Below are 14075 nucleotides of genomic sequence, written 5' to 3' on the forward strand. Positions count from 1 at the left end.
TCCGGCCGGGACGACGGCCGTGTCTGCCGGCACGCGACAGGAAGAGGAAGAGCGAGAGGATGTCGTCGAGGAGGAGGCCGAGGAGGACGCAGAAAACGCAGGCGAGACAGCCGAAGAGGAAGAGGAAGTGCAGGTGAACGTGCCCGAGGAACTGCTACCCGACGAGGAGCAGACTATCGGGGAGGATGGCACCGAAGCCGAGGAGGACGATCTGACGGCCGAACCGGAAGAGACGGCCGAAGAGGAACCCGCACAGGAAGAGGCCGAGGAACCCGAACTGCCGTTTGAAATCCCGCGCCAGCGGCAAGTCGAGAACGACGCCGAACCCGAAGAGACACAGTCTGATGAAGGGTTCGACGAACGGTTCCGGGAAGGAGGGCAGGCCGCCAGTGGGTCAGACAGTCTACTCGGCGGTTTGACCGGGACAGGCCCGTATCCCGGTCTGACTGGTGGTAGTGGCGCGGGACCAACTGTGCCCGGACTGTCCGGCCGCGAGGACCAACAGCCTCGCGAGATAGAGACACAGCAGCCACGGCAGGGGCAACAGCCGTTTGTCGGTGGCCGCGAGGACGAAAGCCAGCAGCCGGGGCAGTCGCCAGCGCAGGACGTGGGCGACCTGCTGGATATCGGACAGCCCCAGGATGTCGGGCCAGCAAACGCACAGGCCCCACAGAGCGCGCTACAGAGCCTGTTTGAGCAGCCGCAGTTGTTCGAGCAGCCTAACGAACAGCCCACAGAGAGCCAGACGACGAATCCGAATACTCCGGCTAATGAGTACGGATACGGGCGCGCGCAGAACCGCCGGAAGCGTCGACGACTGCCCCGCCCGGACCTCGGCGGTGGCGACGACGACCGCGACGATGGGCTATTCGGTGACGCCTCTCCGATCCTCACAGACTTCCAGAATCCGCTTACTGGCGAGCGGCTGGAAACCGACCCCGGCGATAGCAGCGGCGACAGCGCCAGTCTGCCGGGATTCAGTGACGATGACGGCCCGGACCTTGGAGGGTTGGGGCTGTGACGGGGTGGGCGCTGGCCGTAGATGGGCAGGTCGACGAGACGCGACGGCTACAGCGGGACCCGCCACAAGAGTTCGACAAGACTGCTTGGTACGAGTGTCAGGAGGATGGCAAGACGCTCTTGAGGGAGTGTGCTATCATCGACTGTCCCGACTGTAGCGGTCGCGCCTACTGGGCGTGCGGAATAGTCGAGTGCTCAGAGTGCAAAGAGCGACAGCGGCTGGTAGGATGATGGACACACGAGCACAGTCTATCGGGCTGGCTCGCTTTATTCTCTCCTTGATAGCAGCCGCGCCTATCGTCTGGATCGTCTGGGAGACTACCGGCCGCATCCTGCCCGGTGCCAAGAACGCGACGAACAACAGCAGCGCCAATCAAGCGACCGTCTGGATTCAGGACGGCATCGACTGGCTCCCCTTGGCATTCTTGCTGATTAGCTTCATCGGCATCGTCGTACTCGCTATTTTTCAACGTGAGGTGCTACGATGAGTCGGGTTTTCGATTTTACCGTTTGTGGGGTCATAATAATCATCTCTGCTGTTATCCATCGTATGAGTGTCGAGCTTTTCGCGCCGGAGTCACCGCTGCACGTACTCGCCAGTGACGGGACCGCCACGCTGAATGGCGCGGCGCGAGCTGACCTCTGGTTTCAGATATTGAGTATCTGGGTTCCAGTGTTTGCCATCGGCGGCATCCTGACCTGGAGCCTACTCAGGGAATACCGGAGGACTGTCGCCACGGCCACGCGAGGACGGCGGCCGTAGGCCTGTTTTCATCCGTTTGTATCGGCCTGACCCCAAGGGTAGACAGTAGGAGAAGGCGGTTGCAGGATTGCTTTGTAGCAGATTCTGCCGTATTGGTTTGTCGGCGCTGTCTTACCTAACAGTCAAATGATTGTTTGGCAAGACGGCGAGAGCTAGCACTGGCTTTCGTGCGTTGTACGATAGGACAGGGTAGGTGTGTGTGTGTGTGTCCGGCCGGTTCATTGAGAGCGACGAGAGACGTGCGTGTGTCGCCGCAGTGGTTTGTACGGGCCAACCAACCTACAGACACCTACGCCCACGAGGACGCCGGCCACGTCGACGGCGACGGACCCCACAGGGTCGCGTGCGTATGCGGAGAGAGATACCACAGTCTGACGAGCGGATAGTGCCGGCGACAGGGCCAGCTCGACGACGACCGGAGCGGCGATCTCCCCGGTGTGCCCCGGCCCCTTCGACCAGTTGAATCTGATTTGGCTCTACGCACATATAACACGGTATGTGCCGCGTTGTTGTAGTTTGTCGATGGGTCGCGCGTTGTATACGTTACATACAGTACGCTCTGTGTCTTGAGTGTCCTATCCTGTCGCTGTCTTGCGATTAGCAATGTGGTGTTTATGTATGGTATCTGTGGTGGTCGTCGTGGGTGTTGGCAACTACGAGCGCCTTTGCCTACGTCTTGATAGGTGCGTGACATACCATACAGTCCGGTAGCAGACTGTCACACTGCCGATGGTACCAGCAAAAGCCGTTAATCTGGCCGGGTGAGAGTTGGTATCTGTGCGTTGTGGGCATTTTCAGCCCCCAAGAGAGAGTAGATATCCGTGGTGTGATCGCAGTTCCAGCAGGCCCATTTCCCTTTCGCGGTGTGGTTCATCGGTTCGCCGCATTGCTCACACTGAGCGGTCCCCGATAGAGTGTCGTGGTAATCAAGAACGACATCGAGGGCGTCACCGGCCGAGTGGATATCTCCGCCAGTGAGACGTTCGGCTGCCCGTATGAGCCTGTCCCGCTGGTCCCTGCTAAGTCGTGGGCGGTAGGTGTTTGCCGTCACCGTCCCGACCCTCCGTATAGCCACACCAGGACGCCGGCAACCACCAATAGAGGCATTCCAAAGGACAGCAGCGGGACCCACCAAGCGAGGGCATTTGGACCGGCCGACGTGGTGGACAGATACCCCAGCAGGTTGTGGGCGATTAGTGCCGCGCCGATAGACACACCCACCAAGACTGTCAGCTGCACGGCGACGGGCGTTTCGGCGGCCGTGCTCATGGCGTATCACCACGTAGCGGGACGCCGATATCAGCGTAAAAAGCCGGGTCTGTCGCCCTGGCCTCATCATATACTGTCTCGACATACTCGGCCACATCGGATATGTCGCAGCCAGTTTGGTATTCTCCGCCGCTCTCGGTGTATGGGACGGCCGCTTTGTCGTCGTAAATGACCACTCTGTCGATGGTGGGCAGGTCGGGCGTATTGAGCACCTCAGTTGGCTCTCCCCACCGGACGCGGCCGGCTGCACGCGCCCGGAACTGTGTGCCGATGGTCTGTTGTCCCTCCGGCAGCAGGTCAGGTGGTACGTCTACAGGTTTGCTCATAGCACTCGCCCCCAGCGAGCATCCTCAGGGTAGCCGTCAACATCCTCCGGCCAACATCGGTCACACAGCCGCGTGTTGGACGTTCGTAGGAGGATAGACAGGGACCTAACCCCCACCCGTCGAAAACATTGGCCACAGGCCATTTCGACCGGCTCCCCCGTATTGCGCGGGATATGGTAGACGTTCCCGGTTGGTTTCGCGGCGAGTACTGGCGTATCCCGCTCGACCAGCTCGGTGATTGGGTCCGTCATGACCGCGACTCCCTCACACCGCCTCTTTCCCGCATTTTGTCGCAGTTCGGACAGGCGCGGGGCTGGTCGACGCCATCGGGCGTGAACACACGTGCGTAGTGTTCTGTGACGTGCGACCCGCAGTTACCGCATTCAGGCATTGCTGTCCCCCGGCGAGACATCATCTGGTGTGATCCCGTCCGCACAATCAACACACCTGGTTGCCATGTCCGGCAGTTGCCGACGCTGTATCGGCTTTAGCGAGCCGTTTGTAACCTTTTCACAGCGCGGATTTAGGTGGTAGGTGGTTGGCCGAGTGTTTGTCAAAGCCACATACACGGTCTCGGCTTGTTGCTTACTCATCCTGCCACCGCCCCAGAGAGTCCCGACCGATGTACGCTTCGGACAGCTCCCGTAGCGCCTCGCTCCGTGTTGGCCGGTCCCCGATCTCTTCGGCTATTGCGTCTAACGTCTGTTCAAAAACCTGTTTGTCAGACTTTCTGACAGTGATTGTGGTCTTTTCTGTCATGCTGTCTCACCACTTTGCACAGTCCCTGCAGTCTGTTTGAGCACGAAATACAACGACACCGGAAGCGTCACTGTAAGAGCGAAGCCAAGGACCACCGACACGGCCAGTGCTGCGACCCCAACCGGCGGCTGGGCCACAATCAGGCCGAAGGACACACCCAGCACAAGGCCCAGAGTAGCTGTAAGGAGCGTAAGCGCCCACACTTCGGCCGGCGACCCGAACGACGGCGTGGCGGCGAAGAGACGGCTTAGGATGCCCTTACTCTCTCCGCCGGTCGTGGTGGGACCTCCGCCCGAACCAGCTGCTTGTGGCTGCCGGTCCTGCCAGTCAGCCAGCCAGAACACAGTCGAATTACCGACGCTCCCCCGCTCGATTTCGTCGTGTCTCTCGATTTCGTCTGTCCGATTCCGTACCCCTTCTGGCGTGACGCCCAGGTAATCCGCAATGTCGGTGGTGGTTACGAACGGCCGATCTGCGTCTTTCAGACAGTCGGCCACCCGCTCGCCCCGCACAACCTTCTTTCTTGGCACATATAGCCATAACAGACGCTCTACTGTAAAAGTTGGTGCTAATCTTTGGGTAGCTTAACCGGCCAAAAACTTATTGCGGTCGGGCTATTACACCCTGATAGACAATACACGCGACTACGGAGGATAGCCCTGAAAAGAAGCCGCACGGTAGGATGTACGGCTGAAGGTTAGGGTTCCGGGTTATTCAAACCCGGTCCTAACCGGTGCGAATCCTCCGTAAGTTGATTCCAAGTGAGTACAAACCCCTCAACTCACGATTCGGAGGAAACGCGCGACAACCAAGACGAGAAAAAATCGCAGTGGGCCAAAAGCGGCCTGGCCGGGAAACTTTCGGCATCGTCCGGCCGTGCCCCCGATAGCGCCAGCACCGACGCTGTCCAGAACATGGCACAGCTGGCTGTCGAGTTTGACCTGTCCTGCCACGACATAGAGAGGCTCTGGCGTCTCATCGAGGACAGCCAGGAGGACGGCGACGGCCAGGAGGACGACCGCGAGGGCGAGGACGACGACCAGGACGGCCAAGACGACGAGACGGCCACACTCGACCAGTGGGGTGACGGCGAATGACTTGCCAGCGGGGAGCTGGGGACGTGCGATGTGAGATTATTCGATGTGGCGACCCGGCCGAGTTCATCGCCGATATCGAGACACGCGATGAGATATACGTCTGTTCACGCCACGCGGAAAATATCGGGATCTACGATACCGGTGAGGTGAGTCGCTGTGAGTGAACCAAACACGGTGGACACGTCGACGGAGTGTCCCGTTGGTGATTCCCAATGATGCCCGCGCGTTGGGGAACGCTTTTGACGTATGGTGCGGATGGACATGGTAAGGCAAAAAAGCGAAGCCACTACGAAAAATCAAGCGCCCCACAGAAACGGAAGTGGTGGTACACTTCTGACTTCTGTAGGCTCCGACGTAAACCTATCGCTCCCCAGACAGCGGTGGGTCCATACCGACGAGCTGGCCGCGCGAGCGGTCGGGTGCATCGACACTGTGACACTACCACGATGCACGTTACGCGAGAGACCGCGACGGAACCGACGAACCGTGTTAACAGAATCAGTCCTGTTTACAGAGACTGCCGTGTTAACAGAGAAAACCAAACGAACAGTCCCTTAGAACCCCCTTCACACACCGCTGTTAACATGTTAACAAAATTGTTAACATGTAAACATCGTACTGTAGGAGGGGTTCAATGAGCGACCAAGAGATGCTGGGCGCTCGGATTGACGCGACGCTGAAACGTCTCGTCGACGCCGACCAGCGCAGTAATCAGGACGTGGTCGCTCGTGCCCTGTGGAACGAATTTGGTGGGGAACGAAAGAGCGCCATCGAAACCCGAATCGAGCACAAGAACCACCGTATCAGCCAAATCAGGGACGAAATCGAAGACCTGCAGGAAGAACTTGAAGAGGTTAAAGACGAGAAAGCCGCCCTCCAAGACCAGCTTGAAGGAATCGGGGACAGGAAAGAGGCGTACCGGGACGCTCTTGATTCGATACTCGACGCTGCCGAATCTGGCGAGCGGGAGAAACGAATCACGCCAGAGACGCTAAACGACCTGGCGAAAGAGCACGCCAAGGACCCCGAGGATATCCACGAGGATATCAAACAGCGGGCTATTGACCAGTCCCGCAAGATAGCGACGACAGCCTTTGTCTCGCCGATGGACGAGGCCAATATCGAACATGGCGCTGTCGCCGATGTCTGGGGGGATTCCGATGAGTAGTATCGCCATCGACGACCAGAACGCCGAGCTCGTCGACACCTTCCAAGAGTTCTACCGGAACTACTACCGGGACGAGGTTGGCCAATTGCTGAATAAATATCCGAAGGACCAGCAATCGCTGTTCATCGAAGCCCACGACCTCTATCGGAAAGAACCGGCGCTGCTTGAGGACTGGAAGGCAAAACCCAGCCAACTCCGCAGCTACGCCGAAGAGGCTTTAGAACTATACGACGCGCCTGTTGATATCGACTTAGAAGGTGTCAATGTCAGATTGACCGACAACCACGACACCCTGAGACGGCGGCAGGTAACTGAAATCCAGCCCGATGATGTCGGGAACCTGGCGGCGTTCACCGGGCAGATAGCCAGGGTCACTCAGAAATCGCCCCGTCTCGAAGAGGCGGCCCATATCTGCCAGCGATGCGGGACCGTCACCCGAATCCCACAGACACGTAATGAGGTGCAAGAGCCGCACGAATGCCAGGGGTGCGAGCGACAGGGACCGTTCAAACTTGACCACGCGGAAAGCGAGTTCCGCAACCAGCGAAAAATAAAGCTCGAAGAACCCATCGAAGCCAGGTCACAGGCGCGCGGCCAGTCGGTTCCTGTGTACGTCGAAGGGGACCTGTGCGATTACGGCCCCGGTGATACGACGCTGCCCGACCACGCCGGAGAGAAGGCAACTATCGTGGGCGTGGTTCGGGTTGATGAATCCCAATTCTCCGGCCGGAACGCCGCGCCAGAATCCGAATACTGGATTGATGCACAGGCTATCGCATTTGAGTCTGACGACGGGGCAGATGTCGATATCGAAGCCCATCGCGAAGAGTTTGAGGCGCTGGCCGACGAGGACGACGCGCTCGACCTGGTGGCTGAGTCTCTTGCCCCGTCCCTACACGCCGACGAAGAGGACGACCTCTATACCGCCAGGCGGGCGTGCGCGGCGTGGCTCTTCAATGCCTACCGTCTCGACCCACCTGGGGCTGAGTCAAAGCGCGGCGACCTACACATGTGTCTCATTGGCGACCCCGGAACCGGCAAATCGACGCTAATGAGCTATATCGCCGATATCCTGCCGAAAAGCGAGTTCCGAACCGGGACGGGACTCTCAGAGGTGGGGCTTACGGCCGCAACCGTACAAGAAGAGTTCGCCGGAACGACTGAATGGACACTACAGCCCGGCATCCTCCCGCGTGCAGACGGTGGACACTGTCTGATTGACGAGGTTGACGGCGTGATCGACGAGAGCACGAAAGCGATTCACGACGCGCTGGAAGGCGACCAGATGGTCAAAACCGACAAAGCCGGTATCTCTGCAGACCTTCCCACCCGGTGTGCCCTACTGGCCGGTGGGAACCCGACATACACTCGGTTCGACAAATACGAACCTATCCCCGAACAGGTCGACCTTGACCCGGCGCTGTTCGACCGGATGGACCTCGTTTTTGCTTTAGAGGACACTGTCGACACCGAACGAGACGCCGCGAAGGCCGGCCACGCCCTCGACGCGTGGGACGACCTCTCTCGGGCCGAGATAGCCAGCCAGGCCGGTCCCACGGCGGAGGAGGACGAGACTGTCGACGCGGCCGTGCAACCCGACGTGTTGACTGCGTGGGTGGCTCACGCGCGACAAGAGGTGTACCCGACACTCACCCAAGAGGCAAAGACCGCCCTGCAAGAGTTCTATGTCGAAGTTCGGAACCTGAACGACGGCGACGAGGACAGTGCAATCCCGGCCACGCCACGGACTCTCGAAGCCGGTATCCGCCTGTCCATCGCCATCGCACGCCTACATCTCTCCGACAGCGTCACTATGGACCACGTCGACCGCGCAATCGAACTTACTCGCGAGGTTGTCGGGCTACGATACGACCCCGAAACGGGCGAGTTCGACGACGCCGCGACCTCGGGCGGGACGACGAAAGCACAGCAAGACCGAATCAAGACCGTTCAATCTATCATCGAAAGTGCTGCCGAAGAGTACGACGACGGCGCGCCGATAGATGTCGTGATAGAACGCGCCGAAGATGATGGCATATCCGAAGAGAAAACGGAACACGAAATCCAGAAGCTCAGAGAGCGGGGCGATGTCTATGAGCCAAGGACCGACCATCTGAGAACAAGTTAACAACTCAGAACAACCGGCTTACGCCCTTTCCGACTGTCGAACCCCAGGGTTCGCGCCGACAGAGACCACTGCAGACGGCCCTATTCGTCACCCAGAGCGGCCGACCCACCTATACGCTCACTTCAGGTACTGTTCGTCACAATAGCCACACTCCCAGTCGCCGCAGTGAGATTTCACCTTTTCAGATTCGGGATCGACGCTGATATCTGCGTTTTGCCGGCGCGTCATATGGCCGCATCTTGGACAGCGCCAGCCTTTATCCAGCGTTTTTGTACTTTCGACACGGTCTACCAGCGACTTAGCCTGCTGGTATTTTTCCCGAATGCGCCTGTTATGCTCATTTACCGTATTCCGGCTTAGTCCCGTGAAAAAAGCGATAGTCTTGTCGGTTGAACCGAGTTGACGGTATGCGGCGATTTCGGCTTGTCGCGAAGAAAGCCCCACTTCTTCCCAGTCGGATATGAGATCGTCGGCCAGCGGTGCCAGTATCTGCTTCGCATTGGCCATCTTGTCCTGTCTTTTCAGCTGGGCCTGTTTGTCCTCGACAATTGTCTCGGCCGCTGACGCATTGAGTTCGCTGACATCAACCATTGGACTACTACACTGTACGTAGTCGGACAAGTTAAAGACTACGCTGTGTGTAGTTGCAAAGTTTTGGGACTACAAGTTACGTAGTCAGAAAACGCGACTGGTTCGTCACTCAGAGCGGCCGACCCACCGATACGCCCGCGAGTGAGGTTTGTCGATATGCTCCCCATCGGCCGCGTGGTCCCAGGCCGGTTTGATTACCTTTTTCCAGAGCGTGTTGGTCTTGCGGCCGAGTGGGTCACTGTCCTGCAGCTCGTCGAGGACATGGACCAGATACCGGCCGACAAGTTCGATGGGGCGCTGAGAAAGGCGACAAAAGAAGGGCTGGTGCAAGACACGCCGCAGGGCATCGAACCACTGTAGAAGGCCAAAGGTAGCCGTCAAACGAGGACACTACTTCTGGAAATATTTCCAAGACTAGCGGTGAACCGACACCAAAGGTAGCCCTCAGTTGGAGTAGCGCCAGGTGGTCCGGCCGGTCGACGGCTTCGAGACGCCTGGCAGCTCGCGCAGTGTGTCGCGCCCTTTCACCATATTGGACCACACAGAATCGGGACTGGCGTATTCCGTGGCTTCCACATCGACGGCGGACAGCATATCATCTTTCTCAGCTTCGCCGCGCTCGCGAAGGACATCGTACATCGCCAGTATCTCGTCTGCCCGACGTTCGGCCAGATCGCCACTGCCGGGCACCACGTCGACGAGACGGTCATAATCCACGTTCGGCCGCGTATCGGCCGGTTCGGGCGGTGTCTGTACGTCTTTACCCTGGGGTTCGGGCGGGGAAGATGGGACTTCGCGCGGTTCAGAAACGCGGCCGTCGGTATCTGCCCGGATTAACTCGCGAATGCGCTCGTCGAGCGCCTTTGTCCGTGGCACCGTGTTTTTCCATTCGTCCCACTCGTCTTTGTCTATCTCAAATTGGTACGTCACCATACAGGCGCTGTCACACTCGCGCCTTATTACTATATCTTACTTACTGTTACTATCATGTAGTAAATGTTACTAACAACTACTAAGTAACAGCGGCATAGACGTGTGTGCAAGCACGGGACAGGCCAGAAAGGCCGGCGCGTGGTACCGCGCTCGACCGTGCTGGAGTAACCAGCAATGAGCACTAACGACACTCAGGACAAAGAAACCGTGGAATCGCGACACCGAAACGACGACGGCTGCCCGATCTGTGGGCAATCCGTCGACGACGTGACGGAACTATCCGAACGCCGACGCCAGGGCGACATCGAGGACGTGCCAGGCCGCGCATACGACCATTCAGGGACCGGAGCGGGCGCGTGCTTCGAGTGGGCAGACGGTGAAACGTCGTCCTCGAAGCTATAGACCAGCAAACGCAGAGTCGATTACCTCCGCGCTGGGGGCATTCAGGTACGGTTCTATCGCTGCGAAACTATCCCACCCACCGACAGCCATGACCACGCGCGGATTCATCTGTTCGTCGACGAGCAGCCGCTGTGCAAACCTCCGGCGTAAGTCGTGACTGCTAACCTTCCGAAAATCGCTGTCGCCTGTCGCGTCGGCAGCTCGCTCGGCCGTCCGTCGCACGACCGCCCGGACGCCCGGCTGTTCTAAATCAATATACGGGTCTTTCGGTGCTATGTTGTGCTCGTTCTGGTAGCGCTGCAGGTCACGTTCCACGCTGTCTGGCAGGTAGGCATCGCGAGGCTTCCCACCGTTCCCGGTCGTATCTTTCCCAGACCGGACTCGAAGCCGATACTGGCCGCTGTCGGTTTCGTTCACGTCGGCGGGCCGGACCTGTGGTATCTCAAAGGCACGCAGGCCCACGAACGCGCCCAACTGAATTACGATGTCGTCTCGCTGGCTGTTCGTTGCACGGCGCAGGTCCTCGATCTCGCTGTCGGTCAACCAGACTTTGTGCTCGTTCCCGCTTGTGCCTTCTATTCGCATTACGATTAGTTTAGTTTCCGTAACTAAAAGGGTACTGACCACCGCCCACACACCAGATTTCCGCTGTAAATCCGCGGTGTCTGTTACGGCTTGTATAACAAGTCGTTACACCGGTATCCGCATGGGAGAGAAAGCTGTCCGCTGCCTGCCGGTGGCGCGAAATAGCCTATACCGATTAGTTAGGGTTTTTAAGCGGCATTAGGCCGAATTTCAGGATATATGATAGCAACGTTTGGCGGTGGTCAAAATGGCGGATGATGACGGTATCTCTGAGAGTAACCCACTGTACGACGCCGTGCAGCGGGCAAAAAACGACCCAAACTCAACGTATAATGACCCGGATGGTGACAGCAGTGGGTCAGACGGCGGCGACAGCAGCAGTGACGAAACAACTGACCCACAGGCCGCGACGGACCCCACGACCAGCACAGACAGTGGGCTAAACACCGACAGCAGCAGCGACGACGGGATCGGTAGCGCCGGGACGACGCCAGTCAGACCAAGTAATCCGCTCTACGACAGCGTAAAAGAGGGCGGCGGCTACGTCGTCGACGAGGAAACCGGCGAGGTGACTGGCGGGCCGGACGGCGACGGGACCGCACGCACGGAGGAAGAGCGGACCAGAGATACGAGCGAATCCGACAACTCCGGCAGTGGCAACGATGACGGTAACAACTCTACGCCCAGCCCCAGCGAGCGTATCGGCGGGAGTGGTGCTGGTGCGACCGCCAGCCCAGGCGCTACCTCTACACAGAGTGATAGCGATGGTACGACCGACCCACAGGCCGCGACGGACCCCACGACGAGCACAGACAGTGGGCTAAACACCGACAGCGACGGTGACGACGGCGACACATACAGCGAGGACGACCCGCGCGACGACATGACCGGCGAGGAGATACTGTATGGCGAGGGTCAGAAAGTCACCAACCAGAACTACGACGAGCTGGACACCGTAGACGGGACGGTCGTGCGCGAAGATACCGTGCGTGACGTACAAACACAGGCACTGAGTAGTCTCAATGAACAGACTGGCGGCGAAGGCCAGGCGTTTAGCACAGACGATATCGAGGTAACGACAGCGCAGCGCGACGGCCAGCAGGTCGTTACGGCCGAACTAACCACGGCGGGGCAGGACAAGCTCACCGAGGAGCGCCGTCGCATGACCGAGGAGCAACTGTTTAGCCAGGTGCAGAGCGACACTGAAGCGCAGTTAGATCGCGGCGAAGATATTACATTTACCGAGAGCGACGGACAGGTTCGCGCAGCACTCACGGACGAGGGGCGCAAACAGAGAGTGGCGGCGCAAAACGAGGGTGTGTCGGCCGAGGACCTGTTTGTGGCCGATGATGGGACGGTTCGCGGCCGAACGCAGACGCCTGATATCACCTATGGCCAAGCTAACCAAGCGTTCAACAGGTCCGCACAGGACGTAGCCCGGAGCTCGTCGACGAAAGAGCGAGACACAGAGATAGACCGGGCGGTGTCGCGGTTTGAGGGCCTGACCGGCACCGACATCCCCGGAGAGGGCCAGGCAATCCCCGACATCGACGTTAGCCGAGAGATCGAGGACACGGCGGGCGTGAGCGTCCCATCGGCTGGTGACATCGGGGATGGCACCCAAAGTGGTCTTGAGGACATCGCGGGCGCTGCCGGCCGTAATCAGTACGTCTCTGGCACCGTTGACGCCCTCCGCGAGGCCGAAGAGCGAGTACCGACGGACCAGGCGGTCGGAGCACTCGCCGCGAGCGTGGCCGTCAGCCCCCTGGGGCAGATCGTCGGTAATGACCGCGTGCGCAAGACTGCCGACGACATCGCCACGCTAAGCCGAGAACGTGCCGGAGAGGCAGCTGACGCCGCTGGCGATGTCACCATCCCGTTCACCACGACGACACTTAGTCAATCGCCGGGACTGTTCCCAAGGGCGACCCGACAGACCGCACAGGCGGCCGAGGCGGCCGGAGGCGTCACCATCCCGTTCACCACGACGACACTTAGTCAATCGCCGGGACTGTTCCCAAGGGCGGCCCGACAGACCGCACAGGCGGCCGAGGCGGCTGGTAACGTCGACGCGCCGTTTACAAACACGGACATCAACGACGTGCCAGCACAGTCAGCCGAGGCGGCCGGAGGTGTAACTATCCCGTTCACGTCGACACCGCTACGAGACTCGCCGGGACTGTTCCCAAGGGCGGCCCGACAGACCGCACAGGCGGCCGACACCGCCGGCGAAGCCACAATCCCGTTCACGTCGACGACGTTTAGCCGAGCGCCGGGGCTTGTTCCCAGAGCGGCCGGAGAGGCGGCACAAGCGGGACAGGTGGCAGGTGACGCCGTCGAAGCCCTACGAGTCACCGACGAACTGGGTGCGCAGTCTGATGCCGAGGCGCGCGCTGAGGCCCGCAGAATCCGACAGAACCCCCTTAGTCAATTCGGGCGCGCTGTCGAGACGGACTTAGCACAGTTTACCAGCGACAGGCCGGACGACGTTGTGGCCGAACGCGTGGCCGAATCCCGACGCCAGGACTCCATCGAGGCATCAAAACAAGGCCCGGCGGCTTCTCCAGCCCCAGCGGTGGGGCGGAACCCGCTGGGCGCTGTCCGTGGCATCGGCTCACTTGGGCGGGCCGTCAGTGGCGGCGGGCAGGCCGCACGGACGGCGGCCGGTATCGCCGGACTGATCGGCAGCGCGGTTGCTGTGGACGAGCTAGAAATCGACCGGGACCAAGACGACAGCGAGCTAACCACACCGACTGAAGGCCAGCGCCGAGAAATCGAGGTGCCCGAAGAGGAGGTCGCGGTCAATCCCGAAGAACTTGGCGTGCCCCGCGAGGCGCTACAGGACGACCGTGCAGAGATTAGCGGGCCGGACGGGACCCGTGTCACGGACGACGGCGAAATCATCATTCCGGCCGGGACGACGGCCGTGTCTGCCGGCACGCGACAGGAAGAGGAAGAGCGAGAGGATGTCGTCGAGGAGGAGGCCGAGGAGGACGCAGAAAACGCAGGCGAGACAGCCGAAGAGGAAGAGGAA

General features: G+C 59.7%; 14 protein-coding genes and 1 pseudogene. 8 read left to right on the forward strand and 7 right to left on the reverse strand.

Annotation, left to right across the window (positions count from 1 at the left end; translation table 11 throughout):
• Together NDI86_RS21985 and NDI86_RS21990 are read left to right on the forward strand one after the other, a co-directional pair.
• Positions 1–1021, forward strand: a pseudogene (locus NDI86_RS21985) (hypothetical protein); the annotation flags it as partial.
• 226 nt (positions 1022–1247) lie between these two features.
• The gene (locus NDI86_RS21990; protein ID WP_310902426.1) at positions 1248–1508 is read left to right on the forward strand and encodes a hypothetical protein; all 261 of its coding nucleotides are present in this window, start codon (positions 1248–1250) and stop codon (positions 1506–1508) included.
• Between the two features lie 1322 nt (positions 1509–2830).
• On the opposite strand, the gene NDI86_RS21995 is transcribed toward NDI86_RS21990, so the two are convergent.
• From NDI86_RS21995 to NDI86_RS22005, 4 genes are all read right to left on the reverse strand, one after another.
• The gene (locus NDI86_RS21995; protein WP_310902427.1) at positions 2831–3052 is read right to left on the reverse strand and encodes a hypothetical protein; all 222 of its coding nucleotides are present in this window, start codon (positions 3050–3052) and stop codon (positions 2831–2833) included.
• Positions 3049–3378, reverse strand: coding sequence for a hypothetical protein (locus NDI86_RS22000; RefSeq protein ID WP_310902428.1), 330 nt, complete (start codon positions 3376–3378; stop codon positions 3049–3051). Before NDI86_RS22000 ends, NDI86_RS21995 begins: the two co-directional genes overlap by 4 nt.
• Before the next feature lie 247 nt (positions 3379–3625).
• On the reverse strand, positions 3626–3793 hold the full coding sequence (locus tag NDI86_RS22300) for a DUF7563 family protein (RefSeq protein ID WP_470303466.1): 168 nt from the start codon (positions 3791–3793) through the stop codon (positions 3626–3628).
• Positions 3794–4133: 340 nt separating this feature from the next.
• Entirely contained in the window at positions 4134–4667 is a 534-nt protein-coding gene (locus NDI86_RS22005) for a hypothetical protein (protein WP_310902429.1), read from the reverse strand.
• Positions 4668–5051: 384 nt separating this feature from the next.
• Here NDI86_RS22005 and NDI86_RS22010 point away from each other — a divergent pair, with 384 nt between their 5' ends.
• The 3 genes from NDI86_RS22010 to NDI86_RS22020 all read left to right on the forward strand — a co-directional run bounded on the left by NDI86_RS22010 (position 5052) and on the right by NDI86_RS22020 (position 8530).
• Positions 5052–5234 (forward strand): hypothetical protein, encoded by a 183-nt coding sequence (locus tag NDI86_RS22010; RefSeq protein ID WP_310902430.1) that lies wholly within the window; start codon positions 5052–5054, stop codon positions 5232–5234.
• A 634-nt stretch (positions 5235–5868) separates the two neighbouring features.
• Positions 5869–6402: a hypothetical protein gene (locus tag NDI86_RS22015; RefSeq protein ID WP_310902431.1), complete on the forward strand. Its 534-nt coding sequence runs from the start codon at positions 5869–5871 to the stop codon at positions 6400–6402.
• Entirely contained in the window at positions 6395–8530 is a 2136-nt protein-coding gene (locus NDI86_RS22020; RefSeq protein WP_310902432.1) for an AAA family ATPase, read from the forward strand. Before NDI86_RS22015 ends, NDI86_RS22020 begins: the two co-directional genes overlap by 8 nt.
• Positions 8531–8647: 117 nt before the next feature.
• Here the strand turns inward: NDI86_RS22020 and NDI86_RS22025 are convergent, their stop codons facing one another.
• Positions 8648–9121: a helix-turn-helix transcriptional regulator gene (locus tag NDI86_RS22025; RefSeq protein ID WP_310902433.1), complete on the reverse strand. Its 474-nt coding sequence runs from the start codon at positions 9119–9121 to the stop codon at positions 8648–8650.
• A 156-nt stretch (positions 9122–9277) separates the two neighbouring features.
• Between NDI86_RS22025 and NDI86_RS22030 the strand changes: the two genes are divergently transcribed.
• On the forward strand, positions 9278–9481 hold the full coding sequence (locus tag NDI86_RS22030) for a hypothetical protein (RefSeq protein WP_310902434.1): 204 nt from the start codon (positions 9278–9280) through the stop codon (positions 9479–9481).
• Positions 9482–9565: 84 nt separating this feature from the next.
• Here the strand turns inward: NDI86_RS22030 and NDI86_RS22035 are convergent, their stop codons facing one another.
• A complete protein-coding gene (locus tag NDI86_RS22035; protein ID WP_310902435.1) occupies positions 9566–10054 on the reverse strand; it encodes a hypothetical protein in 489 nt (162 codons plus the stop codon).
• Positions 10055–10228: 174 nt separating this feature from the next.
• On the opposite strand from NDI86_RS22035, the gene NDI86_RS22040 reads away from it, so the two are divergent.
• Positions 10229–10456 (forward strand): hypothetical protein, encoded by a 228-nt coding sequence (locus tag NDI86_RS22040; RefSeq protein ID WP_310902436.1) that lies wholly within the window; start codon positions 10229–10231, stop codon positions 10454–10456.
• Here NDI86_RS22040 and NDI86_RS22045 read toward each other — a convergent pair.
• A complete protein-coding gene (locus tag NDI86_RS22045) occupies positions 10451–11041 on the reverse strand; it encodes a site-specific integrase (protein WP_310902437.1) in 591 nt (196 codons plus the stop codon). The two genes, NDI86_RS22040 and NDI86_RS22045, sit on opposite strands and share 6 nt — an antisense overlap.
• Before the next feature lie 883 nt (positions 11042–11924).
• On the opposite strand from NDI86_RS22045, the gene NDI86_RS22050 reads away from it, so the two are divergent.
• A partial coding sequence (locus NDI86_RS22050) for a hypothetical protein (protein ID WP_310902438.1) occupies positions 11925–14075 on the forward strand: 2151 nt, incomplete at its 3' end.

This window comes from Haloarcula onubensis (assembly GCF_031624605.1).
Lineage (GTDB): Archaea > Halobacteriota > Halobacteria > Halobacteriales > Haloarculaceae > Haloarcula > Haloarcula onubensis.

Bases quoted from the DNA above. Each gene is read 5' to 3' on its own strand.
- NDI86_RS21990 (WP_310902426.1), top strand. From the start codon at position 1,248: ATGATGGACACACGAGCACAGTCTATCGGGCTGGCTCGCTTTATTCTC.
- NDI86_RS21995 (WP_310902427.1), bottom strand. From the start codon at position 3,052: ATGAGCACGGCCGCCGAAACGCCCGTCGCCGTGCAGCTGACAGTCTTG.
- NDI86_RS22000 (WP_310902428.1), bottom strand. From the start codon at position 3,378: ATGAGCAAACCTGTAGACGTACCACCTGACCTGCTGCCGGAGGGACAA.
- NDI86_RS22300 (WP_470303466.1), bottom strand. From the start codon at position 3,793: ATGATGTCTCGCCGGGGGACAGCAATGCCTGAATGCGGTAACTGCGGG.
- NDI86_RS22010 (WP_310902430.1), top strand. From the start codon at position 5,052: ATGGCACAGCTGGCTGTCGAGTTTGACCTGTCCTGCCACGACATAGAG.
- NDI86_RS22015 (WP_310902431.1), top strand. From the start codon at position 5,869: ATGAGCGACCAAGAGATGCTGGGCGCTCGGATTGACGCGACGCTGAAA.
- NDI86_RS22020 (WP_310902432.1), top strand. From the start codon at position 6,395: ATGAGTAGTATCGCCATCGACGACCAGAACGCCGAGCTCGTCGACACC.
- NDI86_RS22025 (WP_310902433.1), bottom strand. From the start codon at position 9,121: ATGGTTGATGTCAGCGAACTCAATGCGTCAGCGGCCGAGACAATTGTC.
- NDI86_RS22030 (WP_310902434.1), top strand. From the start codon at position 9,278: ATGCTCCCCATCGGCCGCGTGGTCCCAGGCCGGTTTGATTACCTTTTT.
- NDI86_RS22035 (WP_310902435.1), bottom strand. From the start codon at position 10,054: ATGGTGACGTACCAATTTGAGATAGACAAAGACGAGTGGGACGAATGG.
- NDI86_RS22040 (WP_310902436.1), top strand. From the start codon at position 10,229: ATGAGCACTAACGACACTCAGGACAAAGAAACCGTGGAATCGCGACAC.
- NDI86_RS22045 (WP_310902437.1), bottom strand. From the start codon at position 11,041: ATGCGAATAGAAGGCACAAGCGGGAACGAGCACAAAGTCTGGTTGACC.